The sequence below is a fragment of the Streptomyces kanasensis genome (assembly GCF_043077165.1).
In the GTDB taxonomy this organism is placed as follows: Bacteria; Actinomycetota; Actinomycetes; order Streptomycetales; family Streptomycetaceae; genus Streptomyces; species Streptomyces changanensis.
This window is the reverse complement of the sequence record NZ_JBIBSF010000001.1, coordinates 1,201,350-1,227,369: the sequence shown is the minus strand read 5'-3', so window position 1 is coordinate 1,227,369 and position 26,020 is coordinate 1,201,350. Positions and strand designations below refer to the sequence as shown.

Annotated in this window: 23 protein-coding genes; 17 read left to right on the top strand and 6 right to left on the bottom strand. The window is 75.1% G+C overall.

The window, feature by feature from the left end:
- Positions 1-10 precede the first annotated feature (10 nt).
- Positions 11-1,456 carry a protoporphyrinogen oxidase gene (gene hemG, locus ACF053_RS05350; protein WP_391952586.1) on the bottom strand — a complete coding sequence of 482 codons (1,446 nt, stop codon included), beginning with the start codon at positions 1,454-1,456 and terminating at the stop codon, positions 11-13.
- A 136-nt stretch (positions 1,457-1,592) separates the two neighbouring features.
- On the opposite strand from hemG, the gene ACF053_RS05345 reads away from it, so the two are divergent.
- Complete coding sequence (locus tag ACF053_RS05345) at positions 1,593-2,807, top strand: DUF4349 domain-containing protein (RefSeq protein WP_391952585.1); 1,215 nt, start codon at positions 1,593-1,595, stop codon at positions 2,805-2,807.
- A 28-nt stretch (positions 2,808-2,835) separates the two neighbouring features.
- Positions 2,836-4,224 carry an FAD-dependent oxidoreductase gene (locus tag ACF053_RS05340; RefSeq protein ID WP_391952584.1) on the top strand — a complete coding sequence of 463 codons (1,389 nt, stop codon included), beginning with the start codon at positions 2,836-2,838 and terminating at the stop codon, positions 4,222-4,224.
- Between the two features lie 31 nt (positions 4,225-4,255).
- On the opposite strand, the gene ACF053_RS05335 is transcribed toward ACF053_RS05340, so the two are convergent.
- From ACF053_RS05335 to zapE, 4 genes are all read right to left on the bottom strand, one after another.
- Positions 4,256-5,179: a polysaccharide deacetylase family protein gene (locus ACF053_RS05335; RefSeq protein WP_449336528.1), complete on the bottom strand. Its 924-nt coding sequence runs from the start codon at positions 5,177-5,179 to the stop codon at positions 4,256-4,258.
- A 169-nt stretch (positions 5,180-5,348) separates the two neighbouring features.
- On the bottom strand, positions 5,349-6,716 hold the full coding sequence (locus ACF053_RS05330; protein WP_391952582.1) for an alkaline phosphatase PhoX: 1,368 nt from the start codon (positions 6,714-6,716) through the stop codon (positions 5,349-5,351).
- Between the two features lie 327 nt (positions 6,717-7,043).
- Positions 7,044-7,472 carry an OsmC family protein gene (locus ACF053_RS05325; RefSeq protein ID WP_391952581.1) on the bottom strand — a complete coding sequence of 143 codons (429 nt, stop codon included), beginning with the start codon at positions 7,470-7,472 and terminating at the stop codon, positions 7,044-7,046.
- A gap of 60 nt (positions 7,473-7,532) precedes the next feature.
- Positions 7,533-8,603: a cell division protein ZapE gene (gene zapE, locus ACF053_RS05320; protein WP_391952580.1), complete on the bottom strand. Its 1,071-nt coding sequence runs from the start codon at positions 8,601-8,603 to the stop codon at positions 7,533-7,535.
- Between the two features lie 36 nt (positions 8,604-8,639).
- Between zapE and ACF053_RS05315 the strand changes: the two genes are divergently transcribed.
- From ACF053_RS05315 to msrB, 4 genes are all read left to right on the top strand, one after another.
- The gene (locus ACF053_RS05315) at positions 8,640-9,503 is read left to right on the top strand and encodes a pyrimidine reductase family protein (RefSeq protein WP_391952579.1); all 864 of its coding nucleotides are present in this window, start codon (positions 8,640-8,642) and stop codon (positions 9,501-9,503) included.
- 112 nt (positions 9,504-9,615) lie between these two features.
- On the top strand, positions 9,616-10,086 hold the full coding sequence (locus tag ACF053_RS05310; protein ID WP_058942555.1) for a hypothetical protein: 471 nt from the start codon (positions 9,616-9,618) through the stop codon (positions 10,084-10,086).
- 42 nt (positions 10,087-10,128) lie between these two features.
- A complete protein-coding gene (murC, locus tag ACF053_RS05305) occupies positions 10,129-11,523 on the top strand; it encodes a UDP-N-acetylmuramate--L-alanine ligase (RefSeq protein ID WP_391952578.1) in 1,395 nt (464 codons plus the stop codon).
- Positions 11,524-11,549: 26 nt separating this feature from the next.
- The gene (msrB, locus tag ACF053_RS05300) at positions 11,550-11,957 is read left to right on the top strand and encodes a peptide-methionine (R)-S-oxide reductase MsrB (RefSeq protein ID WP_058942553.1); all 408 of its coding nucleotides are present in this window, start codon (positions 11,550-11,552) and stop codon (positions 11,955-11,957) included.
- Positions 11,958-12,112: 155 nt separating this feature from the next.
- Here the strand turns inward: msrB and ACF053_RS05295 are convergent, their stop codons facing one another.
- Positions 12,113-13,105, bottom strand: coding sequence for an NUDIX hydrolase (locus ACF053_RS05295; protein ID WP_391952577.1), 993 nt, complete (start codon positions 13,103-13,105; stop codon positions 12,113-12,115).
- Positions 13,106-13,493: 388 nt separating this feature from the next.
- On the opposite strand from ACF053_RS05295, the gene ACF053_RS05290 reads away from it, so the two are divergent.
- The 11 genes from ACF053_RS05290 (at position 13,494) to ACF053_RS05240 (ending at position 25,979) form a co-directional block, all read left to right on the top strand.
- A complete protein-coding gene (locus ACF053_RS05290) occupies positions 13,494-13,646 on the top strand; it encodes a hypothetical protein (protein WP_391952576.1) in 153 nt (50 codons plus the stop codon).
- 23 nt (positions 13,647-13,669) lie between these two features.
- Positions 13,670-14,383 (top strand): hypothetical protein, encoded by a 714-nt coding sequence (locus tag ACF053_RS05285; RefSeq protein ID WP_391952575.1) that lies wholly within the window; start codon positions 13,670-13,672, stop codon positions 14,381-14,383.
- Between the two features lie 265 nt (positions 14,384-14,648).
- On the top strand, positions 14,649-15,887 hold the full coding sequence (locus tag ACF053_RS05280) for an AMP-binding protein (RefSeq protein ID WP_391952574.1): 1,239 nt from the start codon (positions 14,649-14,651) through the stop codon (positions 15,885-15,887).
- Between the two features lie 106 nt (positions 15,888-15,993).
- Positions 15,994-17,019: a pyridoxal phosphate-dependent aminotransferase gene (locus ACF053_RS05275; RefSeq protein WP_391952573.1), complete on the top strand. Its 1,026-nt coding sequence runs from the start codon at positions 15,994-15,996 to the stop codon at positions 17,017-17,019.
- Positions 17,016-18,971, top strand: a complete 1,956-nt coding sequence (locus ACF053_RS05270) for a S9 family peptidase (protein WP_391952572.1) — start codon at positions 17,016-17,018, stop codon at positions 18,969-18,971. The genes ACF053_RS05275 and ACF053_RS05270 overlap by 4 nt, the downstream gene beginning before the upstream one ends.
- On the top strand, positions 18,946-20,199 hold the full coding sequence (locus ACF053_RS05265; protein ID WP_391952571.1) for a hypothetical protein: 1,254 nt from the start codon (positions 18,946-18,948) through the stop codon (positions 20,197-20,199). The genes ACF053_RS05270 and ACF053_RS05265 overlap by 26 nt, the downstream gene beginning before the upstream one ends.
- A gap of 20 nt (positions 20,200-20,219) precedes the next feature.
- The gene (locus ACF053_RS05260; protein WP_058942547.1) at positions 20,220-21,095 is read left to right on the top strand and encodes a TauD/TfdA family dioxygenase; all 876 of its coding nucleotides are present in this window, start codon (positions 20,220-20,222) and stop codon (positions 21,093-21,095) included.
- 37 nt (positions 21,096-21,132) lie between these two features.
- Positions 21,133-21,393, top strand: a complete 261-nt coding sequence (locus tag ACF053_RS05255; protein WP_391952570.1) for a hypothetical protein — start codon at positions 21,133-21,135, stop codon at positions 21,391-21,393.
- A 178-nt stretch (positions 21,394-21,571) separates the two neighbouring features.
- Positions 21,572-22,630, top strand: coding sequence for an aspartate carbamoyltransferase (gene pyrB, locus ACF053_RS05250; protein ID WP_391952569.1), 1,059 nt, complete (start codon positions 21,572-21,574; stop codon positions 22,628-22,630).
- 93 nt (positions 22,631-22,723) lie between these two features.
- The gene (locus ACF053_RS05245) at positions 22,724-24,031 is read left to right on the top strand and encodes an MFS transporter (protein ID WP_391952568.1); all 1,308 of its coding nucleotides are present in this window, start codon (positions 22,724-22,726) and stop codon (positions 24,029-24,031) included.
- Entirely contained in the window at positions 23,997-25,979 is a 1,983-nt protein-coding gene (locus ACF053_RS05240; protein WP_391952567.1) for an inositol monophosphatase family protein, read from the top strand. Before ACF053_RS05245 ends, ACF053_RS05240 begins: the two co-directional genes overlap by 35 nt.
- Positions 25,980-26,020 lie beyond the last annotated feature (41 nt).

The window sequence follows — 26,020 nt, the reverse complement described above, 5'->3', positions numbered from 1 at the left end:
ACGGCTATTCTCACTCGTCACTCTCGGTGCTCCGCGCCAGGGTCGGCGTGGCGATGATCTCGTCCGCGGCCCGCCACGCGTCCGCGACCACCGCCGGGACGCCCACGCCGTCGTACGCCGCCCCGCACACGCGCAGCGCGGGGAGCGCGGCGACCGCGTCGCGGATCCGGGCGACCCGGTCCAGGTGGCCGACGGGGTACTGCGGCAGGCCGCCGACCCAGCGGGTGACCTCGGTGGCCACCGGCCGCGCGGCGAGCCCGACGGCGTCGCCCAGGTCCCGCAGCGACGCCGCGACCAGGTCGGCGTCGTCCCGCTCCAGGTGCTCCTCCTCGCCGTACCGGCCGACGGAGGTGCGCAGGACGAAGAGGTCGCCGGACCCCTCGTCGACCCACTTCCACTTGTGCCCGGAGAAGGTGGACGCCTTGATCGTGCGGCCGTCGACCGGCGGCACCAGGAAGCCGGACCCCTCGGGCAGCCCGGCGAGGTCGGCGCGGCGGAAGGCGAGGGTGACGAGGGCCATCGAGGCGTACTCGATCGCGCCCAGCTCCGCGGCGGCGGCCGGCGACACCGCGGCGAGGAGCCGCGACGCGGTCGGGGCGGGGGTCGCGAGGACCACCGCGTCGGCGTGGAGGACCTCCGTCCCCGTACGGACCTCCCACGTCCCGGCGCCTCCGTCCCGCCCGGCACGGTGGGTGAGGGCGTCGACGGGGGTGGCGGTGCGGATCTCGCCGCCGAGGGCGGTGACCGTGTCGGCGACGGCGAGCGGCAACCGCCCCACCCCGCCCTCGACGCCCATGAAGACCGGTCCGGCGGGTGCCTGGGCCGCCGCGCCCTGCACGGCGCGGACGGCGTCGGTCAGGGTGGCGTGGCGGCGGACGGCATCGAACAGCTTCGGCACGGCGGCCCGCATCGAGATCCGGTACGAGTCGCCCGCGTACACCCCGCCGAGGAGGGGTTCGACGAGTCTGTCGACGATCTCGCGGCCCATCCGCTCCGCGACGAACGCGCCGATGGCGACGTCGTCGCCGAGCTCGGTGGGCGGCAGCGCGCGGTCGCCTTCGAGCGCGCGCAGCCCCTCCGCCGACAGCAGGTCGCCGAGCCCCCGGGCGTCGCCGGGGACGCCCATGACGTGCCCCTGGGGCATCGGCCGCAGCGCGCCCCGGGTCCAGACGGACGCACGGGTCGTGGCGGGCGGCTGCAGACGGTCGCCGAGGCCCACGGCGCGGGCCAGTTCGAGCGCCTCGGGACGGCGGGCCAGGATCGACTCGGCCCCGAGGTCGACGGGGGCGTCCGCGATCCGCCCGGCGTGGAGCTTGCCGCCGAGCCGGCCGGTGGCCTCCAGCAGCGTCACGCGCCGCCCCGCGAGCAGGAGGCGGTGGGCGGCGGCGAGTCCGGCGATGCCGCCGCCGACGACGACGACGCGTCCGTGGGGCGTGTCCACGTTGTCCACGTTCATGGGTCCACTCTCTCAAACACCGTGACGCGGCCCGACCGTGACCCTTTCGGAACCGGGAAAGGGCAACCGCGTCCCCCGTCCCGCGCGTCGAACCGGCGTCACCGGACACGGCCACGAGACACCTTGGGGGACATCCATGCCGAACCGAACCCGACCGCGGCACGCCTGCGCGGCCGTCCTGATCTGCGCCACGCTGGCCCTCGCCGGGTGCGGCGCCGGCGCGGGCGGCGGCACGTCGTCGACCGCCGACCGGGCCGCCGCGCCCGAGGCGGCCCGGGGGGACGCGGACACCGGCTCCGCGTACGGGCCGGAGTCGGCCCGCGGCGCGGGCGGCGCGAAGGGGGCGGCGCCGGCCGCGGCGCAGCAGCACATCATCAGGACGGCGGAGCTGTCGGTGGAGGTGGCGGACGCGGGCGAGGCGCTGGCGCGGGCCCGGGACGCCGCGGCGAAGGCGGGCGGCCACGTCGCCGACGAGTCGACGCGGCGCCGCCAGGGCCCCGACGGGGGCGACGGGATGACGTCGAGGATCGTGCTGCGGGTCCCGCAGGCGGCGTACGAGCAGGTGCTCGGCGAGCTCGGCGGCGCGGGCCGGCTGCTGTCGCGGAAGGCGGAGGCGAAGGACGTCACCGACCAGGTGGTGGACGTGGGCAGCCGCGTCGCCACCCAGCGGGCCAGCGTGGAGCGGGTCCGGAAGCTGATGGACCAGGCCACGCGGCTGAGTGACGTGGTGACGCTGGAACAGGAGCTGAGCACTCGCCAGGCGGCGCTGGAGTCGCTCCTCGCCCAGCAGGCCGCCCTGAAGGACCGTACGGCGCTGGCGACGATCACCCTGGAGCTCTCGGAGCGGCGGACCCCGCAGAAGCCGGCGGAGAAGGACGATCCCGGCCCGCTGGACGCCCTGGCGGGCGGTTGGGACGCGCTGGCCGCGACGGCGAAGTGGGTGGTGATCGTCCTGGCGGCGCTGGCCCCGTGGCTGGCGGTGGCGGCGCTGCTGTACGTCCTGTGGCGGGTGTTCGGCCGCCCGTGGCGGGCCCGCAGGGCGGCCCGGCGGCCGGCCCCCGCTGCGGCCGCCTGGCCCGTCCCGGGACGCGGGCCCGTACCGGCGTACGCGCCCGCGCACGCACCGGTGCCGGCCCAGGCTCCCGCTCCCGCCGCCGCGTCCGGGCCGGACACGGGCTCCGGCACGGGCACGCAGGGGGCTCCGGACGCCGGCAGGGACGCCGGCACCGCGGACGCCAGGAGCACGGACGCCGGGCAACCGGGGACGGGGCGCGGGGCGGACGCCGGCACGGGCGCGGACGCCACGAGCACGGACGCCGGGCGCCCGGGGACGGGGCGCGGGGCGGACTGAACGGCCCCGACCCCGTAGCGTGTTCCGCATGGGACGTGTGGGACGACGGCAGCGGTTGGTGGTGGTCGGGGGTGACGCGGCGGGGATGTCCGCCGCGTCACAGGCCCGGCGGCTGAAGGGGGTCGACGACCTGGAGATCGTCGCGTTCGAGCGCGGCGGCTTCTCGTCGTACTCGGCCTGCGGCATCCCGTACTGGGTGGGCGGTGACGTGGACGGGCCCGATCGGCTCGTCGCGCGCACCCCGCAGGAGCACCGCGACCGCGACATCGACCTGCGGCTGCGGACCGAGGTGACCGAGCTCGACCTCGACGGACGGCGCGTCCGGGCCCGGGACCTCGACTCCGGGGAGGAGTACTGGACGGGCTTCGACCGGCTCGTGCTCGCGACGGGGGCGCGGCCGGTGCGCCCGCCGCTGCCGGGCATCGACGCACCGGGCGTGCACGGCGTGCAGACCCTCGGCGACGGGCAGGCCCTGCTCGACACCCTGGCCGCGACGCCCGGGCGCCGCGCGGTCGTGGTCGGCGCCGGGTACATCGGCGTGGAGATGGCCGAGGCGCTGCTCAAGCGCGGCTACGAGGTGACCGTCCTCAACCGGGGCGAGCAGCCCATGGCCACCCTCGACCCGGACATGGGCCGGCTGGTGCACACGGCCATGGAGGGGATGGGCATCGACGTCGTCGCCGGCGCCGAGGTCACCGCGATCCGCACCGGACCGGACGGCCGGGTGCGGGCGGTGGAGACCGGGGACGCCACGTACCCTGCCGACGTCGTCGTGCTCGGCATCGGCGTCGAGCCGGAGACGTCCCTGGCCCGGGCGGCGGGCCTGCCGCTCGGCGTGTACGGCGGGCTGCTGACCGACCTGTCGATGCGGGTGCGCGGGCACGAGGACGTGTGGGCGGGCGGCGACTGCGTGGAGGTGCTCGACCTGGTCTCCGGCCGCGAACGGCACGTCCCGCTCGGCACGCACGCCAACAAGCACGGCCAGGTGATCGGGGCGAACGTGGGCGGCGGCTACGGCACCTTCCCGGGCGTGGTCGGCACGGCGGTGAGCAAGGTCTGCTCGCTGGAGATCGCCCGCACGGGCCTGCGCGAGCGCGACGCCCGCGAGGTGGGGCTGCGGTACGCGGCGGTGACGGTCGAGTCGACGAGCCGCGCGGGCTACTACCCGGACGCGGCGCCGATGACGGTGAAGATGCTGGCCGAGCTGCGCACGGGCCGCCTGCTGGGCACCCAGATCGTCGGCCGGGAAGGCGCCGGCAAGCGCGTGGACATCGCGGCGGTGGCCCTGACCGCGGGGATGACCGTGGAGCAGGTCGCGGCCCTCGACCTGGGGTACGCGCCGCCCTTCTCACCCGTGTGGGACCCCGTCCAGGTCGCCGCCCGGAAGGCCGTCGCCGCGGTCCGCGAGGCGGGGTGACCGCCGGCAGTCGAGTCCGGCGCGGTCGGGGTCAGTGTGCGGTCCGGGTCGCGATCAGGTCCGAGACCTTCACGAAGCGGTAGCCGCGGGCGCGGAGTTCGGGGACGATCCGGCGGACGGCCGCCTCGGTGACCGGGGCCGCGCTGCGGGTGCAGTGCAGCACCACGACCGAGCCCGGCCGCACCCCGGCCAGCACCTGGTCGGCCACCGCGTCCGCGTCGGAGGCGAACGCGTCGCCGCCCACCACGTCCCACTGGACGGCGGTGACCTTCGTCGGCGCGAGCGCCCGCAGCGCGGCCTCGTCGTGGCAGCCGCCGGGGAAGCGGAAGTACGGCACGACGTTGCGGGCGCCCGCCGCGCGGAACGCCGCGAACGCCTTCCGCACGTCCGCCGCCATCTCCTCGGGCGGCAGCCGTGGCAGGCCGTAACAGGGGGAGCGGAAGGCGTGGTGGCTGTAGGAGTGGTTGGCGATCTCGAAGCGCGGGTCGGTGCCGATCGACCGCGCCTGGTCCGGGTACTCCTCCGCCCAGCGGCCCGTCATGAACACCGTGGCCTCCACCTCCAGGCGGCGCAGGGTGGCGATGAGGGCCGGGTTGTCGAACCGCTCGCCCCCCGCCGCCCGCGGGCCCTGGTCGGCGGTCATGTCGGCGTCGAAGGTGAGGGCCACGGTCCGGTCCGCGGCCCGGCCGGCCGCGTCTCCCGTGCCGCCCCTGCCAGCCGTGCCTCCCGTACCGTCCGCGCCGCCCGCGCCGTCGGTCCGGCGCTCGAAGACCGGGGTCAGGCCGTCGGGTCCCGGCGGCAGCGTGGGCGGCGTGCGCACGGCCGGTGGGGTCGCGGGGTGCGGGGACGACGAGGGGGAGGGGCCCGCGGCCCCGGCCGGCCGGGCGGCCGGGCCGGCCGCGGGCGGTGCCCCGCAGCCGGTCGCGAGGGCGCACAGCACGGCCAGCACGGACAGACGTCGAGCAGAAAATGTCACTATCGGAAAATATATGATCAGTTGCGCGACATCGGAGACCCGCTCCTCTGCGTCGGACGTGTCGGATGTGTCGGACGGGTCGGACGTGACGTACCGAAGGGGCGGACGGGCCGGATCGGCCGTCGGCCGGGTCGGATCTGCCGGGACGTCAGCGCCAGGGACCGGTGACGGCGAAGGTCGTGCCGGGCGCGTAGCAGTTCACGTACATCGTCCGGCCGTCCGGCGAGAAGGTGACGCCGGCGAACTCCCCGTAGGCCGGGTCGTCGGCGGTGCCGGTGTTCCGGGCGTTGCGGGCCATCGCGTAGACCTCGCCCCGCCGCGTCAGCCCGTAGACGTGCTGGGCGCCGTCGCCGTCCTCGCACACCATGAGGCCGCCGCCCGGCGCGAGGCAGATGTTGTCGGGTGACTCGCCCGGCAGGTCGACGCCGGTGTCGGGTCCGAAGACCACGACGAGCGTGAGGTGCCCCCGGTCCGGGTCGTACCGCCACACCTGGCCGTGGTGGTCGGCGGCCGAGCCCTGCGCGGCGCGCGCGTAGCTGGAGACGAAGTAGACCGACCGTCCGCCCCAGTAGCACCCCTCCAGCTTCTGGGCGTGCGTGATGCCGCGCGGTCCGAAGTCCTGGAAGCGGATGGGGGTCCGCCGGGCCTGGCTGTCGGGTACGGGCACCCATTCGACGCCGTCGAAGCGGGTCCCCGGCTCGCGCACCGCGGACAGGTCGGGCACGTCCGGCACGCGCATGGCCTGGAGCGCGCCGCCCGCGCGCAGCGAGCCGGGGCCGCCCAGCGGCCGGTGCGGCAGGAAGCGGTAGAAGAGCCCGAACGGACGGTCGAAGGCGTCCTCCGTCTCGTAGACGACGCCGTTGCGCGGGTCGACGGCGACCGCCTCGTGCGGGAAGCGGCCCATCGCCGTGAGGGGCACCGCGCCGGATCGGCGCGGATCGGCGGGGTCGACCTCGAAGACGAAGCCGTGGTCCTTGCCGTACCCGGCGGTGCCGGCCTGCGCCTCGGTCTCCTCGCAGGTCAGCCAGGTCCGCCAGGGCGTGGGGCCGCCGGCGCAGTTGACGGCGGTGCCGGCGAGGGCGACGCGCTCGTCCACGACGGAGCCGCGCCGGTCGAGGGTGAGGGCCGTGCAGCCGCCCCGGGCCGCCGGGTCGTACGTCAGCCCGGCGACGGTCGGCACGCCGAGGGCGGCCGTCGCACCGTTCTCGTGGTTGCGGACCAGGTGGACACGGCCCTGGCGGCCCGCGAAGGCGCCCATGCCGTCGTGCCGGCCGGGGACCGTGCCCTCCCCGGAGCGCAGCGGCCGGCCCTCCGTGGACAGCACCCGGTAGCGGAAGCCGCGCGGGAGGTCGAGGAGCCCCGCGGGGTCGCGGACGAGCGGGCCGTACCCGACGTCCCCGGTGTGGGCGGTGGCGGCGGCGGTGCCGGCGAAGAGCTCGGCGAGCGCGCCGCTGAAGGCGATCCCGGCGAGCGCGGTACCGGTGCGGGCGAGGAGGTGACGTCGTGTTGCGGACATGGCGACTCCCTGCTGGCGGACAGGAACACGGACGTGACGGATCCGCACACGTGTATCACGCAGGGTGGTGGGAGGTGAATGGTGTGGACGGTGTGGCTTGCGACGGCCGGTGCTGCCCTCTCCGGTCGGGCGGGACGGTCCGTACGCCGCCAGGTGCCTGCCGCGGGCGCCTGCTGGGCCGTCTGCCGTCTGCCGTCTGCCGTCTGCCATCTGCCGTTGGCCGCCGCCCGCCCCCCGCTGGTCGCCTGTGCGGCCGGGAGGACAGGGGGGACACGGCTGCGGCCACCACCCCGCCGGGGTGGTGGCCGCAGCCGGACGGTCGGCGCCTCAGCCGGCGAGCGCCGCCGAGAGGGTGATCGTCGTGCCCGCCAGCGCCTGGCTCACGGGGCAGCCCGCCTTGGCGTCCTCCGCGGCCTTCGTGAACGCGGCCTCGTCCATCCCGGGCACCTCGCCCTCGACGGTGATGTGCACGCCCGTGATGCCCTTGCCGGGCTGGAACGTGACGTCGGCCTTCGTCGTCAGCCGGGTCGGCGGCGTCCCGGCCTTGGTGAGGGAGCCGGACAGGAACATGGAGAAGCAGCTGGAGTGCGCGGCGGCGATGAGCTCCTCGGGGCTCGTCATGCCGTTCGGCTCCTCGGCGCGCGCCGGCCAGGAGACCGGGTAGGAGCCGATGCCGGAGGAGTCGAGGGTCACGGTGCCCGTGCCCTCGGCGAGGTCGCCCTCCCAGACGGTGTGCGCGTGACGCGTGGTGGCCATGCCGGATTCCCTTCCGGCGCCGTACGGCACCAGGACGGTGGAGGCTTACGGCCACCCAACCTACTGCGTGATCAGCCCCTTGGCGTCCCTGGCCAGCGCGGTGAGCCGCGAGATCGCCCGGAAGTACTTCTTCCGGTACCCGCCGTTCAGCATCTCGTCACTGAACAGCCGGTCGAAGGGCAGGCCGGACGCGAGGACCGGTATCTCCCGGTCGTACAGCCGGTCGGCGAGGACCACCAGGCGCAGGGCGGTCGACTGGTCGGGCACGGCCGTCACGTCGGTGAGGCAGACCGCCGCCACGTCCTCCGTGAGCGCCCCGTACCGGCTGGGGTGGACCCTCGCCAGGTGCTCCAGCAGCGCGGGGAAGTGGTCCAGGGAGGCGCCGGGCGTCGCCCGCGCGACCCGGGTGACCTCCTCGTCCGCGTACGGCGGCGGGGCCTCGGGCAGCCCGCGGTGGCGGTAGTCCTCGCCGTCGATGCGCAGCGGCCGGAAGTGCGCGGACAGCCCCTGGATCTCGCGCAGGAAGTCGGCGGCGGCGAACCGGCCCTCGCCGAGCTTGCCGGGCAGCGTGTTGGAGGTGGCGGCGAGCGCCACGCCCGCCTCGACGAGCTTGCCGAGCAGCGTGGAGACCAGCACCGTGTCACCCGGGTCGTCCAGCTCGAACTCGTCGATGCACAGGAGCCGGTGGCCGCCGAGGGTCCGCACGGTCTGCTGGAACCCGAGCGCGCCGACGAGGTTGGTCAGCTCCACGAACGTGCCGAACGCCTTGAGCGCGGGCTCCGCGGGGGTGGCGTGCCACAGCGACGCCAGCAGGTGCGTCTTGCCGACGCCGTACCCACCGTCGAGGTACACGCCGCGGGGGCCGGTGGGGGCGGCGGGCTTGCGGGAGAACCAGCGGCGCCTGCCCGCGCCGCTCGCGTGAGCCCCGCCGAGTCCCTGGGCGAAGGCGGCGAGCACCTCGACCGCCTCGGTCTGGCTCGGCTGGTTCGGGTCCGGGATGTAGGTGTCGAAGCGCACCCCGTCGAACCGCGGCGGCGGCACCATCTCGGCGACCAGGCGGTCGGCGGGGACGTGCGGCTCGCGCGCGCACAGGGACAGCGGGACCGCTTCGGTCAGGGCACTCGTCGACACGCTCCCCACTGTAAGCGCCGTGCCAGACTGCTCGGCATGCGACGCCTGTTCCCTGTGACCGACCAGACACCGCCCGTCCCCACCGGGCGCCCCGACCGCTCGACCGCGCCCGTCGGCGGGGCCGCGACCGGGACCGCCGGTGTCCCCGGGGCGCCGGCCGAGGAGCGCGAGTGGTCCCTCGACGAGCTGGCGGAGGCGTACGCCTACCCGGCCACCGCGGCGGCCGCGGGCGGCGCCGCCTGGCTGCGGGCGAACATGGTCTCCTCCCTGGACGGCGCCGCCCAGCACGACGGCCGCTCGCAGCCGATCTCCTCCGCCGCCGACATGCGGATCTTCGGCACCCTGCGCGGACTCGCCGACGTCGTCGTGGTGGGTGCCGAGACCGTCCGCCTGGAGGGGTACCGGCCCGCCCGCGCACGGGACGCCTTCGCCGCCCGGCGGGCCGCCGCCGGGCAGGGCCCCGCCCCGGCCGTCGCGGTGGTGAGCGCCTCCCTTGACCTGGACTTCTCGCTGCCGCTGTTCACCGCGCCGCTCGTGCCGACGCTGCTGCTGACGGGCGCGGCCGCCCCCGCCGACCGGGTCGGACGGGCCAGGGAGGCCGGCGTGGAGGTCGTCGTCGCGGGCGACGGGGCGGGCGCGGAGCCGGCCCGGATCGTGGCGGAGCTCGCGGCGCGCGGGCTGACGCGGCAGCTCACCGAGGGCGGCCCGCGCCTGCTGGGGCAGTTCGTCGCCGACGGGGTACTCGACGAACTGTGCCTCACCGTCTCGCCGACCCTCACCGCCGGGGACGCCCAGCGGATCGCGGGCGGGCCGTCCCTGGCCGTCCCCGCGCGGTTCGCGCTGGCGTCGCTGCTGGAGGAGGACGGCTTCCTCTTCACCCGGTACCGACGGAAGGGCTGATCCGACAATCGGTATGAATTAACCGTTCCGGTTACCTCCCGCCGGGCACACTTAACATCTCAGACCCCGTGCGGGCACGGGGAAGGACGGTTTCCGCAGAAGGGCTCCGAAGGTGTTCACAAGCGTTCTGATGATCGAGAAACCGCTGTCCTCCACGGACGTGGACTTCGTCACGACCCTGCACGGGGACGAGGACGTCTCGTTCATCGTGCTCATGCAGCCCCGCGGCGACCAGGCCGACGCCCTGCTGCGCGCCATCGACGACGTCGCCGTCGGCGCGATCGGGGACGCCGCCCGGGAGGGCGAGGAGCCGTCCGGCGCGGAGGCCCGTGGCCCCGCGGAGACGGCCATGGACCTGTCGGTGCAGGCCCTGCGCGCCGCCGGCTGCGAGGCCGTGGGCCAGGTCGTCGCCGACCACCCCCTCGACAAGATGAAGGCCGTCGTGGAGGAGGCGCACGCCGACGAGGTGATCGTGCTGACGGCGCCCCACTACGTGGAGGAGTTCTTCCACCGGGACTGGGCCTCCCGCGCGCGCCACAAGGTCGGCGTACCGGTGCTCAAGCTGTTCGCCCACAACGAATAGGCTGGTCCCCTACGTACGACACACCCCCGGGGAGAGATCCGCATGGCACCCGCCATCCCTGCCGCAATGGAACGGCCGCACTTCATCGGCATCGGCGGCGCCGGAATGTCGGGCATCGCGAAGATCCTCGCCCAGCGCGGGGCCAAGGTCGCCGGCAGCGACGCGCGCGAGTCCGAGACCGCCGCGTCGCTGCGCGCCCTCGGCGCGACCGTCCACATCGGCCACGCCGCCCACCACCTGGCCGACGACGCCAGCTGCGTCGTGGTCTCCAGCGCCATCCGCGACGACAACCCCGAGCTGGCCCGCGCGCGGCAGCTCGCCGTCCCGGTGGTCCACCGCTCCGACGCCCTCGCCGCGCTCATGCGGGACCTGCGCCCGATCGCCGTCGCCGGCACCCACGGCAAGACGACCACCACGTCGATGCTGGCCGTCGCCCTGACGGAGCTGGGCCTCGACCCGTCGTACGCCATCGGCGGCGACCTCGCGGGCCCCGGCACCAACGCCCGGCACGGCGGGGGCGAGCTCTTCGTCGCCGAGGCGGACGAGAGCGACCGCAGCTTCCAGAAGTACGACCCCGAGGTCGCGCTCGTCCTCAACGTCGAGCTCGACCACCACGCGAACTACGCCTCGCTGGAGGAGATCCACGAGTCCTTCGAGGCGTTCGTCGCCCGCGTCCGCCCCGGCGGCACCCTCGTGGTCGGCGAGCACCCGGGTGCCCGGGAGCTGGCCGAGCGCGTCTCGGGCCGCCCGGGGCTGGAGGTCCTGCGGGTCGGCGAGGACGAGGGCGCCGACGCGTGGATCCGCCGCATCACCCCCCACGGCATGACGAGCGAGGTGACCGTCGCCCTCGACGGCGTGGAGCACACCTTCACCGTCTCCGTCCCCGGCCGCCACTACGCCCACAACGCCGCCGCCGCGCTCGCCGCCGGCGCCCGCGTGGGCATCGACCCGGCCGACCTGGCCCGGGCCCTCACCGCCTACACCGGCGTCGGCCGCCGCCTCCAGCTCAAGGGCGAGGCCGCGGGCGTGCAGGTCGTCGACTCCTACGCCCACCACCCCACCGAGATGACCGCCGACCTGGAGGCGATGCGGGCCGCGGCCGGGACCGGCCGGCGCCTCCTGGTGGTCTTCCAGCCGCACCTGTTCTCCCGCACCCAGGAGCTCGGCACGGAGATGGGGCAGGCCCTCGCCCTCGCGGACGCCTCCCTCGTCCTGGACATCTACCCGGCCCGCGAGGACCCGGTCCCCGGTGTGACCAGCGCCCTGATCACCGACGCGGCCACCGCGGCGGGCGCCGCCGTCACACCGGTCCACGACAAGGCGTCCGTCCCCGACCTGGTCGCGGGAATGGCGCGCCCCGGCGACCTCGTTCTCACCATGGGCGCCGGCGACGTCACGGACCTCGGCCCGAGGATCCTCGACCGCCTGGCGGACTGACCCGAGCAGAGGGAGCTGAGCACACCATGGCGTACGAGGTCGACAAGCCGGACGAGCAGTGGCGCACCGAGCTGAGCCCGCAGGAGTACCACGTCCTGCGCGAGGCCGGTACGGAGCCCGCCTTCACCGGCGAGTACACCGACACGAAGACCAAGGGGGTCTACTCCTGCCGCGCCTGCGGGGCCGAGCTCTTCACCTCGGAGACCAAGTTCGCCTCGCACTGCGGCTGGCCGTCCTTCTACGACCCGAAGGACGGCGCCGCCGTCGAGCTCGTGGAGGACCGCTCGTACGGCATGGCCCGCACCGAGGTGCGCTGCGCCCGGTGCGGCTCGCACCTGGGACACGTCTTCGAGGGCGAGGGCTACCCGACCCCGACCGACCAGCGGTACTGCATCAACTCCGTCTCGCTGCGGCTCGCCCCCGACGAGGGGTGACCCGCGGCTCGCGCCCGGTGACGGGCGGATGACGCCTCCCCGGTGACGGGCCTGTGACGCCTCCCCGGTGACGGGCGCCCGACGGGTGCGCGTCGGCCCGCGGGGTGTGCGGTCGGGGGCGTGCGGGCCGCGGCCCGCACGCCCGGCACGCCGCCTCAGCCGTGCGCCGCCGCCCCGGGCCGGGCCGGGAGGCCGCCCGCCGAGGGGACCTCCTCCACGGGCCGGGCCTCCGCCCGCGGCGCGCCCCAGCCCTCGGCCGCGCGGACCGCCGCCGCGGCCTGCGCGCGCCCCATCGCCCCCCAGCCCAGCAGGTCCACCGCCTGCTGCGGCGTGACGAGCAGACGGGCGTACCGGATGTTCAGCGCCGGGTCGACGGCCGAGGGGCCCATCCCGGTCAGCGGGGCGGCGAAGCGGGTCCTGGCCACCGGCCGGCCGGCGTGCACGTCCGGCAGGTGGCCCAGGTACACGGGTTCGCCGGTGGTCACGGTCGCCTCCTCGCCGGCCTCCCGCACCAGCGCCGCGGCCGGTGACGGGTCCTGCGGTTCGATGGTCCCGCCCGGCAGCTCCGCGTGGCCGTCACGCGGGTCGACCAGCACCAGCACCCGCCCGTCGGGCGCGAAGAGCCACCCCCACGCCTGACGGGGCGTCAACCGCGGGGGTACGGGCGTCCCCTCGTGCCAGGGCAGCTCCTGCACCGTCCTGGGCCGCTCGAAGAGCCCGAGCCGGTCCAGGACCGGGACCGGCCCGGCGGGCCTCCCCCCGTCCAGCACCACGGGGCCCGCGCCGGCGACGCGCGCCCGCAGCGCGGCCAGCATCCGCCGCCCCTCGGCCGCCGGCAGCAGTCCGGCCGCGACGGCCGGCTCCACGCACGTGACCGGTCCCTCCACCTCGCCGAGTCGGGTCGCGTCGAGGTGACCGCCGTCGACGACGAGCCGCCCCTCGCACCCGGCCGCCACCCGGTCGAAGACCAGGACCGGCCGCGCGGGCGCCGTGCCGCACGGCAGGGACAGGGCGCAGCCACAGGACGGCAGCGCCCACGGGCCGCCCCCGCCCGCGGGCCGTACCAGCAACGGTCGCGCGCGCTCGTCGGTCACCAGCACACCGACGGTCGACCGCAGGACGGACGGGGGATGGGGGGTCTCGGGCACGGGCCGGCTCCAGGGTCTCGTCGTGGCGCCCGGCCGCCGCCGGACACGACGGCCGGCCGTGACCGCTCGCGGTGCGGGCACGGGTGTGGTGCGAGTGCGTTGTGGGGGCGGTGGGCGCGATGGGTGCGGTGCGCCCAAGATCGTAACGCCACAGGGGAGTTGACGGAACGGCCCGCGACACCTGCCGGGTCCGCCCGCACACCCCCCGACCCTGGCATCTTGATGCAGTGGCACCTTACGGCCACAAGGGCGCTCTGGAGAGTCCCCGCGTGGCCGTGCCATTTTGAACGGGCGGCTACCGGGTGAATTCCCGGGGGACGGCACAGGAAGTCCCGCCGCCGAACTCACCCACTGTCGTGCCAATGCCTTGGACGAACGAGGACCATCCATGTCGACCAGATTCATCGCTGCTCTCGCCTGCTCCACGGCCGCGTGCGTCGCCGTGTTGATCGTCGACCCCGCGAAGCGGACCGATGAGCTCCAGTCCTCTTCCGTCTCGAATGTCGTCGAGAACTCCGAGGACAGCTGGGGCTGGGACTGAAACACCGAACGGGGGGACGTCTGATGGAAGACCGGGAACGACTGGCCGCGGACCTCGCGGAGCTGCCCCGGCTGTACGCCGAGATGGAGTACCTCATGGGGCCGGTCGCCACCGGCCCCCTCCAGCGGGTCAGTGGCACCAGGAGCACCGACCGCGCCTTCGACGAGGCCGCCGCGGCGGCGCGCTCCGCCATCGTGGGCGTGCTCGCCTCGTGGGCCGGGGTGGCGGTCGAGACCTACGGGTCGCCCGTGCCCGAGCGCCGGGTGCCCGAGCTCGCCGCGTTCCTCGCCCGTCACCTCGACCTGCTCGCGGACCACCCCGCCGTCGCCGACATGGCCGGGGAGATCACGCAGGTCACGGACGGGGCGAGGCGGATCGCCCGACCGGACGGCGCCCGCCGCGTCCGGGTCGGCGCCTGCGTCAGGGACGGGTGCGGGGGCGAGGTCGTCGTCACCATGGGCGGCGGCGGCGCCGACGGGCGGGCGCGGGACGTCCGCTGCGGGGCGGGCCACGTCTGGCAGCCGCACGAGTGGCTGGACCTGCGCGGCCGGATGGCCGCGGCGGAGCCCGCGCGGGCGGTCCGCCGGACGCTGCCCACCCGGCTCGCCGCCGTCGCCGTCGGGGTCTCCGAGGCGACCGTGCGCAAGTGGGCCAGCCGCGGCAAGCTCACCCGCCACGGCACGGCGACCCGCGCCGAATACGACCTCGAAGAATTGACCCTGCTCGCCGCCGGATAGCGCGGGACAGCAATCCACGCAGCCGAATGCGCGCATGAATTGACATCCGTTCATGCGCGGATTCGGCATGCCCGCATTCATGGGAAAGCGGTTGTGGATCATGTTTGACAAGGGCGTGGGCGGGTGTCACGCTGGGGCCAGCGGAAGAAGTGTCGGAATTTACGGACCGACCCGCCTCGAACTCCCGCAATCGGCACCGCCGGTGCGGTCGACCGCCGAGGCGCATTTCTCCGGATCAGCATCGGATCGCCGATTGGGTACGGTCATGACTCTGGACTCGGACGACGCCACCCTGAAATCCCTCGAGGAGATCGAGCGGGCGCGGGCCGCCTGGGAGGACCGCCCCCGCCATTCCTCGCCCGAGGCCGCGTACCGCGCTCTCGTCGACGAACTCCGCAGGGACGTCCCCTTCTATCGGGACGCGGGCGCGGAACTCCCCCTGACGGACCGGGCGGTGCACCAGGAGAACGGCGAGCTGTTCCGCTCGCCGCGCGTCGCGGCGACGTACCGGCTCTCCTCCAGCGGGACCACCGGGAAGCCGCTCGAAGTGATGCTCGACGACGCCGCCTGGTACGCCGTCAATTACCGTTTCTTCGCGCAGATACGGGACGTCGCCGGGCTCCCCGCCGACCTCTTCCGGCGGGGGGAGCCGGCCGTCGTCTTCATCAGCAACAAGCCCGGCCGCGCCAGTTTCGTCCGCCCGCTGCCGCCCCTCGGCAACGGCCTGTACGTACGCCTCCAACTCGGCGGCGCCGACGCCCTGCGGCTGTTCTCCCGGCTCCGCGCGCCGGTGCTCTACGGGAAGCCGACGTACCTGCTCGACCTGCGTGCCGCCCTGCTCCGGCAGGGTGCGGCCGAACCGCCCTGGACGCCCCGGCTGCTGCTGGTCAGCGGCGAGCCCCTGCACGACGACGACCGACGCCGCCTCACCGACTACTTCCGGGCACCCGTCGTGGACGCCCTGGCGTCGACCGAGGGCGGCCTCGTCGCCGCCACCGGGCCCGACGGGCGCACCTACCGCGTCTTCGGCGAGAACGTCCGCCTGGAGGTCCTGGACGGGCACGGCGCGCCGCGCCCCTCCGGTGCGGGCGAGCTGGTGCTGACCAACCTCGTCAACCGCGGCACCTTCGTCGCCCGCTACCGCACCGGCGACCACGCGGAACTGGACACCGCCGCCGACGGCACCCAGCGGCTGCTGCGGCTGCGCGGGCGCGAGCCGGGGACCCTGCGGTTCCGTACGGCGGAGCTGCCCGCCGAGACGGTGACCGGCGCCGTCGGCCACCTGCCCGGGCTCGGCGACTTCCAGGTCGACCTGCGCGACCCGGACCGGACGGTGCTGCGCTGGGCCCCCGAACCCGGCCGCCCCGACGAGGAGGGGCTCCGGCGGGAGCTGCGCGCGGCCCTGGACCGCCTGCTGCCGGGCGAGGAGCCGCTGCTGGAGCGCCAGGAGCGGATCACCCCGCCCGGGGGCAAGAAGCGGCGCTACCTGACCGCGCCCGCGTGACCCCGTCCGCCCGCGGACCGGGCACCGGCGGCACCGACGGCACCGACCCCGCGACCACCCCGTCGCCCAGCGACCCCACCCACACCCGGCGGAAGCGACCGACCCCATGACGCGAGACCTGACCTGGACGGGCAACCACTTCCTGGACCCCGCCGCCCACACCGCCCGGCTGCTCCAGGCGGCCGAGGACATCGACATCACCAACAAGGACGAGGTGTGGAGCCGGCGGGTGGCCGAGGCCGCCGCCGCCCACTTCGGCGTGCCCGCCGACTTCGTCCGCGTCGGCGCCGGCGCCACCCAGCTCATCGACACCCTGCTGCGCAGCGCCTACCGCGGGCTCGTGGTGGACGTGACCCCCAACTTCCACCTCACCGCGACCGTCGCCCGCCAGCAGGGCTGGGAGTACCTCGCCGTCCCGGTGCGCGAACCCGGGGAGCTGCTCCCCGCGCTGGAGCCCCACCTCGGACGCGACGACGCGATCACCGTGCTGTGCTCGCCGCGCAACCCGCTCGGCTACCAGTTCCCGGTCCGGGACGTCGCCGCGCTCGTCGAGCGGGCGCGCGGCCTGGTCGTCCTGGACGAGGTGTACGCGGACTTCGCCCCGGCGACCGCGCTGCCCCTGGTCGAGCGCTTCCCGAACCTGGTCGTCATGCGCACCTTCTCCAAGGCGTGGGGCCTGGCGAACCTGCGGATCGGCTTCGCCGTCTCCGCCTCCTTCGCCCGCGAGGACTTCCCGTTCTGGCTCATGCCGAACAGCGTCTCGGGCGTCGCCCAGCGCACCGCGCTCAGCCTCCTCGCCGACCCGGCGCCGGTCCGCGACAGCGTCCGCCGCATGCACGCGTGCCGCGAGCGGCTCGTCGCCGGGCTGAGCGGGGTGGAGGGGCTGCGCCTGTGGCCGTCGGACGCCAACTACGTCTGCCTGGAGACCCCCCGGGCCGCCGAGGTCGTCGAGGAGCTGGGCCACGCCGGGTACCGCACGCGGCTCGTCCACGACCTGCGCGGCTACCCCGCCGACTGGCCGGCCGGGGTGCGGATCGTCGTCCCGCCCGAGTCCGACGTGGACCGCGTCGTCAAGGGCGTCCTCCACGCCCACCAGGGGCCCGGGGCCGCGCCGGCACCGGCGGACCGGTGACCGGCGGACCGGCCACCGCCGGTGGCGCGGGGCGGACCGACGGGCCGCCCTCGCTCAGCGCCGACGGGCGGTACGCCGCCTGGCTCTCCGCCGGCGACGGCGCCACCCGCCTCGTCCTGCACGACCTCGCTGCCCGCCGCGAACACGGCCGCTCGGACGTCGGCGCGGCCCGCTGCCGCGCCTTCACCTGGTCGCACCTGCCCGGAGTCGGCCTCGCCCTCTCCGACCCGGACGGCTCCGAGAGCTGGACGCTCTTCCGCGTCGACGTGGCGGACGGCACCTGGACGCCGCTCGGCGCGCCGGGACAGCGCACGCGGCTGGCCGGACTGAGCCCGCAGCGCCCCGAGGAGGTCCTGCTCGCCGCGGAGGGGGGCGAGCCCGGCCGCCTCGACCACCACCTGGTGTCCCTGCGCACCGGCGCCCGGACGGAGGTGCTCCGCGACCGCGGCTACGCGGCCGTCTACGCGGACACGTCCCTGCGCCCCCGGCTGACCGAGACCGTCGGCGACGACGGCTCGCGCGACCTGTGGCACGGCGAGCCCACCGCCGGCCGGCCGTTCCTGCACGTCCCGCACGAGGACGCGCTCACCGTGCGGTTCCTCGCCTTCACACCCGACGGGGACACCGCGTACTTCGTCCTGCCCGACGGCCCCGACGGCGTCCGCCTCACCGCCCTCGCCTGCCGGGACGGCGCCCCCGCGCGCGAGCTGCGCACCGAGCACCGGGTACGCGGCGGGGACATCCCGGACGTCCTGTTCGAGCCCGGCACCGGCCGCCCGGGGATCGTGCAGACCGAGCGCGAGCGGCGCGCCTGCGTCGCCCTGGACCCCCGCTGGGCACCGGTGCTCGACCACCTGCGCACGCACCTCGGCACCGAGCCCGTGGTCACCGAGCGCCGCGGCGGCCGGTGGCTGGTGGCCGTGCACCGCCCCGAGCACGACACGCACTGGTACGTCCACGAGCCCGCCGGCGGCGACACCTGGCGGCTCGGCGCGGCCCGGCCCGACACCCCGCCGTCGTCCGTCACCTGCCGCGCCGTCGGCGTGCCGCTGCGCGGCGGCGGCGAGGCCGTCACGTACGTCACGCGCGGCACGGCCCGCGGGGAGGACGACGGGCCCGGCCCCGCCGTGCTGCTCGTCCACGGCGGGCCCTGGCGGCGCAGCCGCTGGGAGTACGCCGAGCGCCGCACCTGGCTCGCCGAGCAGGGCTGCACCGTCATCGAGCCCAACTTCCGCGGCTCCACCGGCTTCGGCCCGGCCTGGACCAACGCCGCCGACCGCCAGTGGGGCCTGGCGATGCAGGACGACCTGGAGGACGCCCTCGACTGGGCGGTCGCCGAGGGCGTCGCCGACCCCGACCGGCTCGCCCTGGTCGGCGGCAGCTACGGCGGGTACGCGGTGCTCCAGATGGCGGCCACCACCCGCCGGGACCTGCGCTGCGTGGTGGCGACCTCGCCCCTCACCGACCTGGTGCGCTTCCTGGAGGAACCCCCCGCCTTCTGGCGGACCGCCGCGCCCATGCTGCACCGCCGCGTCGGGGACCCCGCCGACCCCGACCAGCGGGCGGCGCTCCGGGCGGTGTCGCCGGTGGACAACGCCGCCGGCGTGCGCTGCCCCGTCCTGCTCGTCCACGGCGCCAACGACAGCCGCGTCCCGGCCGAGATGGCCACCCGGATGTTCATGGCGCTGGCCCGCGCGGGCAAGGACGCGACCCTCGCGCTCTTCCCCGACGAGGGGCACGAGGTGGTCACCACCGGCAACCGGGCCGCGCTCCACGCCGTGACGGCCGCCCACCTCGCCACGCACCTGTTCGCCCGCCCGCCCGCCACCGGCGCGGACCCGCCCGGCGACACCACCCTCAAGCTCTTCGACACACCCCACGCGGCGCGCCGCAAGGCGGCGTCCGCGCCCGATCCTGGAGACGTCCATGGCACTGCACTTCACGCGCAGTAACGCGCTGCTGCTCCTGACCCCGAAGACGGGCAGCACGTGGATCCGCAGGAAGGTCAGGGAACTCGGCCTGGAGGTCGCCGAGGTCGGCGACCCGGCGATGCGCGAGCACGACCTCCTCGCCGACTTCGACCGCTCCCGGTACGGCCTCGTCGGCGCCTTCGTCCGCGACCCGCTCGAGTGGTACCGCTCCTACTGGTCCTACCGCATGGAGAAGGGCTGGCGGCCGCAGTACCCGCTCGACGAGCACTGCGAGAGCGACGACTTCGAGACCTTCGTGCGGCGGGCCGTGACCGTCCTGCCGGGCGCGCTCGGCAACATCTACGCCTCGTACGTCGGCACGCCGGACGACGAGGTGGACTTCGTCGGCCGGCAGGAGGACCTGGCAGCCGACTTCGCGCGTTTCCTGGAGCTCGCCGGCGAGGAGTTCGACGCCTCCGTCCTCGCCGAGGGCGACCGGATCAACGCCACCAGCATCCGCCCCGACTACCCGGAGGAGCTCAAGGAGCTCATCACCCTCTCCGAGTGGGAGACCATGGCGCGCTTCGGCTACCTCGACGCCCGGCCCGACCCGATCGGCCTCGCCGAGATGCGCGCCCGCTACCCGGAGGACGCCGGTGACCTGCGGCTGCTGTCCCTGTGGACCGAGAAGATCCACTGGGCGCCGGACGACGTCAAGCGGGCCGCGGGCCGGCCGGTGCGCCCCGAGACCCGGTACGCCCGCGTCCACAGCAACTTCGCGCTCTTCGCACAGCACAAGAAGCAGGACCCCGAGTACGCCGGCACCCGCTACCGCGAGGCGCTGCGGCTCGACCCGGCCCACCCGCGCACGCTGTGCAACTACGCCCTGTACGTCGCCGAGCACGAGGACGACACGGCCGGCGCCCGCGCGCTGATGCTGCGGGCGCTGTCGGGCCGCCCGAACCACCCGTACACCCTCGGCAAGCTGGCGAAGCTGACCGCCGAGCGGCTCGACGACCCCGACCTCGCGGAGGTCCTCTACCGGCAGAGCCTGGCCGCCAACGGCGACCAGCGGGAGCTGCGCGCCGAGTTCGCCCGGTTCCTCGCGGGCCGCGGCAAGACCGACGAGGCGGTGGCCCTGCTCGCGGAGGAGGCCGAGAGCCCGCGGGCCGACCGGCTCACCCTGCTCACCCACGCGTCGGTCCTGGCCCGCGCCGGCCGGATCACCGAGGCCCGCCGCTTCCAGCAGCTCGCCGCCACCGCCGCCTGAGCACGAGAAGGAGAACGACCATGACGATCACGGAGGACCGGCTCGCCCGGACCATCCAGGACGAGTCCGTGTCCGCCGCCGGCCGGACGGTCGCGCAGACCGTCGCCGCGGCCCGCGAGGTCGTCGGCCGGAACAGGATCTGCCTGGTCCGCGACTTCCCCCTGGACCCCGACCGCTACCTGGAGTTCCTCGGCGCCTTCGGCGAGCCGCTGCGCAACTACTCCTCGCTCAGCGAGCTGGCGAAGACCGACCCGCACCCTCAGATCAACCGGGTGAAGTACAAGAAGAAGACCGAGGGCGCCCAGTCCGTCCACTACGTCGCCGGCGGTCTGCGGCCGCACTCCGCCCGCTCCTGGTGCACGCCCCGCCCGGCGTTCTTCGCGATGCTCATGGTGGAGCCCGGCTGGCGGGAGGTCCCGGCCGGGCAGCGGGGCGAGTCCGTCGTGGTCTCCTGGTACGACCTGTTCACCCGGCTCGCCGAGCGGGACGGCGCCGTGTTCGAGGAGCACTTCGCACGGCTGTCGGGCACGCCGATCACCTTCCGGGCCAACAACGTGCGGGAGGAGCTGAGCGACCTGCCGCTGCTCTACCCGCTGGACGACTCCCGCGGGCGGTACGACGTGGGCGTCCGGCTCAAGCAGGACCTGCGCGACAAGATCGCGGGCATCGAGGACCAGCTGCCCGACGCCGACGCCTACCGGAAGTCCCTGGACTACCTGCTGGACGCCAGCGTCGAGGACGGGCTGTTCTCCTGCTTCCCGATGGAGCGCGGCGACCTGCTGCTGCTGGACAACCACCGGTTCGCGCACGGCCGTCAGAAGATCGTCGGCGAGTACGCGGTCGACGGCGAGGCGCGGACCAACGACCGCGAGCTGTGGAGCGTCACGGTCCGCTGACCGGGGCGAACACCGTCACACCCAGAAGGAGAAGCACATGGACAACCCCGTCCCCACCACCCCCGGCGAGGGCGCGGCCGAGCCGACCGGGCCGGCGGCCGAGCAGGCAGGGCAGGCGGCCGAGCAGGCCGACCTGGCCGCCGTCTGCGCCGAGCTCCAGGGCGAGCTCGACGCGCTGATGGCCGGCCCCGGGACGAACGCGGCGGCGCAGTCGCTCGACACGGCCGTCTCGTCGCTGAAGGAGGTCGAGCAGCGCAACGTCTCGTCGGTGCAGCTCGTGGCGCTCGTCGACCGGTAGGCGGACCCGCTCGCACCGCCCCGCGCCGGGGCGGTGACGCCTCCGCGCCGGGGTGGTGACGCCTCCCCGCCGGGCGGCCGCGGCCCGGCGGGGAGGCGATTCCCGGCGCTGTTCCCGGCCCGTAGAATGGCCGCGGCCGAGGGCTGTACCCGGTGTTCCAGAGAAAGTCAGAGTCGTCATGTCATTGACCGGAAAGCACATTCTCTCCAGCGACCTCTTCACCCGGGACGACCTGGAGCGGCTCTTCGAACTGGCGGACGTCCTGACGCCGGTGGCCCGCGGCCGGAAGGTCACGCGGGTCCTCGAGGGCGCCGTGATGGCGAGCCTCTTCTTCGAGGCCAGCACCCGCACGCGGCTCAGCTGCGAGTCGGCCTTCCTGCGTCTGGGCGGCGGGGTGACGACGACCACCGGGGTCGAGCTGCTGTCGATCGCCAAGGGCGAGTCGCTGGCCGACACCAGCCGCGTGGTCAGCGGCTACTGCGACCTCGTCGTGATGCGCCACCCCGACGAGGCGGCCGTCCACGAGTTCGCCGACGCCACCCACGTCCCCGTGGTCAACGGCGGCAACGGCGCGGGCGAGCACCCCACGCAGGCGCTCCTCGACATGTTCACCATGCACCGCGAGTTCCACCGCCTCGGCCGCGACATCGACGGCGCCCGGATCGCCATGGTCGGCGACCTCCGCCACGGCCGCACCGTCCACTCGCTGATCAAGCTGCTGTCCCGGTACGACAAGCTGACGCTGGTCTGCGTCTCGCCCGACAGCCTCGGCATGCCCGCTCCGCTGCTGGAACTCGCCGCGAGCCGCGGCCACCACGTCGAGGTGAGCGACCGGCCCGAGGCCGGCCTGCGGGACGCCGACCTGGTGTACGCGACGCGCCTGCAGACGGAGCGCTTCGCCGACCTGCCCGTCCCGTACAGCGACGAGTTCCGCATCGACCGCGCGCTGGTGGACCGGGTCTGCCGCCCCGACACGGTGATCATGCACCCGCTGCCCCGGGACAGCCGACCCGCCGCCAACGACCTGGGCACGGACCTGAACACCGACCCCCGGCTGGCGATCTTCCGGCAGACCGACGCGGGCATCCCGATCCGCATGGCGCTCTTCGCGTCGGTGCTCGGCGTCGCCGACGCCGTCCGGCCCTCGCTCCGCCCGGCCACCTGGTACCGGCCGGACTTCACGGGCCCCGACGACGCCCCCTTCTACCGCAACACCGCGGTGGAGGACATCGCGTAGCCGACACGCACGAACCACCCAGACGAACGCCGAAGCGGGCCGGAGACCTCCGGCCCGCTTCGGCGTTCCCGCGTCCGAGCCAAGAGGAATTCCATGAGTGGTGAGACGCGCCGCGAGAAACGCCGACGGGATTTCGCCGCCTACCGGCATCCGATCGTCGCGGTGACGATGGCGAGCACGTTCTTCCTGAAGCTCGTGTCGTATCTCTGCATTCCGTTCATGACGATCTTCCTGAGCCGGAACGCCGACCTGCCGGCCCACGTGATCGGGCTGCTCGTCGGGCTCAACCAGATCGGCTCGCTGACCGCCGGCTTCTTCAGCGGCGTCCTCGCGGACCGGATCGGGCGGCGGCGGATCCTGCTCGTCGGGCTCTTCGGCACCGCGCTGGTCTTCGGGCTGCTGTTCGCCGTGGCCACGTACCTGCGGCAGTCGGTGGCGTTCCCCGTGCTGTTCGGGGTGCTGAACGTCTCGTACGGGGTGATGTCGGCGTTCTTCTGGCCGGTCACCCAGGTGGTGATGGCCGACAGCCTGCCGAAGGAGCAGCGGCCGGTGCTCTTCCGCCACCGGTACGTGCTGACGAACACGGCCGTGGCCGTCGGCCCGCCGACCGGGGCCTTCCTGGGGCTCGCCTCCGACCGGCTCGCCTTCGTCATCGCGGGCGCCTGCTACCTGCTCTTCGCGCTCGCGTACGCGTGGCTCGGCCGGGGCACGGAGTACGGCGCCCCCGTCCCGCCGCCCGCGGCCTCCGCCCCCGCGGCGGGAGCCAAGGCGGCGGGGGACCGGCGCAGCTTCACCGGGGCGCTGCGGGTGCTCGCGGCGGACCGGGCGTTCCGCAGCCTCACCGTGTCGATGATCCTGTTCACCCTGGCGTACTGCCAGATCGAGTCGAACCTCTCGCGGATCGTCAGCACCCGGTTCCCCGACGGGATCCGCTTCTTCGCGGTGCTGCTCACGGTCAACGCCGTGGCCGTCATCGCGCTCCAGCCGCTGGCCTCCCGGGCCGCCGAGCGGCTGGGCCCCCGGCGCACCCTCCTCGCGGGCAACGCGCTGTTCGCGGTCGTCTGCCTGCTGTTCCCGCTCACCGGCTCCGGCCGGGCGGCCCTCGTGGCGCTGGTCGTGCTGATCAGCCTCGCCGAGGTCCTGGTCGTCCCCACGGTGAGCGTCGTGGTGGACGAACTCGCGCCACCCGACCTGCGCGGCACGTACTTCGGTGCGGCCACGCTCCGCAACCTCGGTCTCGGCCTCGGGCCCGCGGCCGGCGGGCTCGTGCTGACGCTGTTCCCCCGGGAGCTGCTCTTCGTCTTCATGGGGCTGTGCGCCGCCGCCGCGTGGGCCGTCATCCACTTCACCCTCAGGGAGAACGCCGGTGCGCATCCTGGTCCTGCACCAGAACCTGTTTGAACGGCTCGCCTACGAGCGGGCCATCGACCACTCCGTCCACGACGTCGTGTACGCCGGGACGCCGCAGTACCTCGCCAACATCCCCGCCCACGTCCGCTGCGGGACCTTTCCCCTGGACCCGGCCCGGCCCGTCACCCACCAGCTGCGGCCGTGGATGGCCGGGCAGCCGCCGTTCCAGCGGATCATCGCCCGGCACGAGAAGCTGATCACCCCGGCCGCCGAGCTGCGCGACGCCTTCGGCATCCCCGGCATGGGCGCCGCGGCGGCGCGGAACTTCCGCGACAAGGTGACCATGAAGCGGACCCTGGAGCGGGCCGGTTTCCGCGTGCCGCGCTTCGTCCCCGCGGACGGGCTGGCCGCCCCGGACCGGCCCGGCGCCGGACCCGGCTGGCGTGGCCGGACCATCGTCAAGCCGCGCGACGAGGGCGGCAGCCAGGGGGTGCGTCTCTTCGAGACCCTCGACGAGGCGCTGGAGTTCGTCCGCGCCGCCACCGCGCAGTCCTCCGCGGACCCGGCCGCGGAGCAGGGCACGGGCGGTGGGTTCGCCGCCCGGTACGAGCTGGAGGAGTACGTCGAGGGCCCGATCTGGCATGTGGACGGCTTCCTCTTCAAGGGCGAGGCGGTGGTGGCCCAGCCGTCCCGCTACGTCGGCACGCCGCTGGGCTTCGAGAACGGCGCGCCCATCGGCTCCGTGCAGTTCGACCACCCGGAGCTGACGGAGTGGGCCGTGCGCTGCGTGCGGGCGCTCGGCGGCGAGACGCTCACCTTCCACCTCGAAGCGATCATGACCCCGAGCGGGCCGGTCTTCATGGAGGTCGCGGCCCGTTGCGGCGGCGGGTACATCGTCGACGTCACCGAGCGCCGCACCGGCGCCCACCTGCACACGCTGGACATGGCGTCGGACGTGGACGACGCGCTCGCCGAGCGCTTCCTCGGCACGCCCGCACCCGGCCTCGCGCACGGCTTCTTCCTCTTCCCCGGCCACGTCCACGGCGGGGCGGCCGTCTCCGTGCGCGGCGCCCGCGTCCTGCTGGACGACCCCGTGGTGGCGCACCACCGGATCGCCGCCCCGGGCACGACCACCCCGACCAGCCACTCCTACCGGCCCGAGCACCTGCCGCTGTCCGGCGTGGTCCGCGGCCCCGACCCGGAGGCGCTGGTGCGGTACGTCGAACGGGTCCTGGCGCAGGTCACCGTCGAGGACGACCACCGGCTGGCGCACCGGCTGGCCGAGGAGGCCGGCGAGCTGCTGCTGAAGCTGCGGGCGGAGTCCGGCTTCGCCGACCCGGCGGCGCTCAAGGCGGCGGGCGACCGGCTGTCGCACGAGTTCCTCACCGCGGCGCTCGCGGCGGAGCGCCCCGGCGACGCCGTCCTCTCCGAGGAGGGGAAGGCGGACGCGGCACGGCTGACCGCCGAGCGGGTGTGGATCGTCGACCCGCTGGACGGCACCCGCGAGTTCTCCGAGCCGGGCCGGGAGGACTGGGCCGTGCACGTCGCCCTGTGGGCCGGCGGCCGGCTCGCCGCGGGGGCCGTCGCCCTGCCCGCCCAGGGCGTCACGCTGTCCACCGGCACACCGCCGCCCACGCCGGACTCCCCGGCGGACCGCCTGCCCGTCCTCGGCAGCCGCTCGCGGCCGCCCGCCTTCCTCACACAGGTCGCCGGGCGGATCGGCGCCGAGCTGGCCGGCATGGGCTCGGCGGGCGCCAAGACGGCCGCCGTGATCCGCGGCGACGCCCGCGCGTACCTGCACGCGGGCGGCCAGTACGAGTGGGACTCGGCCGCTCCGGCCGCCGTCGCGCTCGCCGCCGGACTGCACGTGTCCCGGCTGGACGGCACCCCGCCGGTCTACAACCGCGCGGACCCCTACCTGCCGGACCTCCTGGTCTGCCGTCCGCAGGACGCGGCCGCCCTGCTCGCGGCCGTCGCGGAGGCCACGACCGGCTCCTGACCGGTCCTCACCGACCGGACCACACCCTCACCGAGGTCGAA

What these genes read in the sequence shown, in the direction of transcription:
- hemG (WP_391952586.1), bottom strand. Translation starts at nt 1,456, where the DNA reads ATGAACGTGGACAACGTGGACACGCCCCACGGACGCGTCGTCGTCGTC.
- ACF053_RS05345 (WP_391952585.1), top strand. Translation starts at nt 1,593, where the DNA reads ATGCCGAACCGAACCCGACCGCGGCACGCCTGCGCGGCCGTCCTGATC.
- ACF053_RS05340 (WP_391952584.1), top strand. Translation starts at nt 2,836, where the DNA reads ATGGGACGTGTGGGACGACGGCAGCGGTTGGTGGTGGTCGGGGGTGAC.
- ACF053_RS05330 (WP_391952582.1), bottom strand. Translation starts at nt 6,716, where the DNA reads ATGTCCGCAACACGACGTCACCTCCTCGCCCGCACCGGTACCGCGCTC.
- ACF053_RS05325 (WP_391952581.1), bottom strand. Translation starts at nt 7,472, where the DNA reads ATGGCCACCACGCGTCACGCGCACACCGTCTGGGAGGGCGACCTCGCC.
- ACF053_RS05315 (WP_391952579.1), top strand. Translation starts at nt 8,640, where the DNA reads ATGCGACGCCTGTTCCCTGTGACCGACCAGACACCGCCCGTCCCCACC.
- murC (WP_391952578.1), top strand. Translation starts at nt 10,129, where the DNA reads ATGGCACCCGCCATCCCTGCCGCAATGGAACGGCCGCACTTCATCGGC.
- msrB (WP_058942553.1), top strand. Translation starts at nt 11,550, where the DNA reads ATGGCGTACGAGGTCGACAAGCCGGACGAGCAGTGGCGCACCGAGCTG.
- ACF053_RS05290 (WP_391952576.1), top strand. Translation starts at nt 13,494, where the DNA reads ATGTCGACCAGATTCATCGCTGCTCTCGCCTGCTCCACGGCCGCGTGC.
- ACF053_RS05285 (WP_391952575.1), top strand. Translation starts at nt 13,670, where the DNA reads ATGGAAGACCGGGAACGACTGGCCGCGGACCTCGCGGAGCTGCCCCGG.
- ACF053_RS05280 (WP_391952574.1), top strand. Translation starts at nt 14,649, where the DNA reads ATGACTCTGGACTCGGACGACGCCACCCTGAAATCCCTCGAGGAGATC.
- ACF053_RS05275 (WP_391952573.1), top strand. Translation starts at nt 15,994, where the DNA reads ATGACGCGAGACCTGACCTGGACGGGCAACCACTTCCTGGACCCCGCC.
- ACF053_RS05265 (WP_391952571.1), top strand. Translation starts at nt 18,946, where the DNA reads ATGGCACTGCACTTCACGCGCAGTAACGCGCTGCTGCTCCTGACCCCG.
- ACF053_RS05260 (WP_058942547.1), top strand. Translation starts at nt 20,220, where the DNA reads ATGACGATCACGGAGGACCGGCTCGCCCGGACCATCCAGGACGAGTCC.
- ACF053_RS05255 (WP_391952570.1), top strand. Translation starts at nt 21,133, where the DNA reads ATGGACAACCCCGTCCCCACCACCCCCGGCGAGGGCGCGGCCGAGCCG.
- pyrB (WP_391952569.1), top strand. Translation starts at nt 21,572, where the DNA reads ATGTCATTGACCGGAAAGCACATTCTCTCCAGCGACCTCTTCACCCGG.
- ACF053_RS05245 (WP_391952568.1), top strand. Translation starts at nt 22,724, where the DNA reads ATGAGTGGTGAGACGCGCCGCGAGAAACGCCGACGGGATTTCGCCGCC.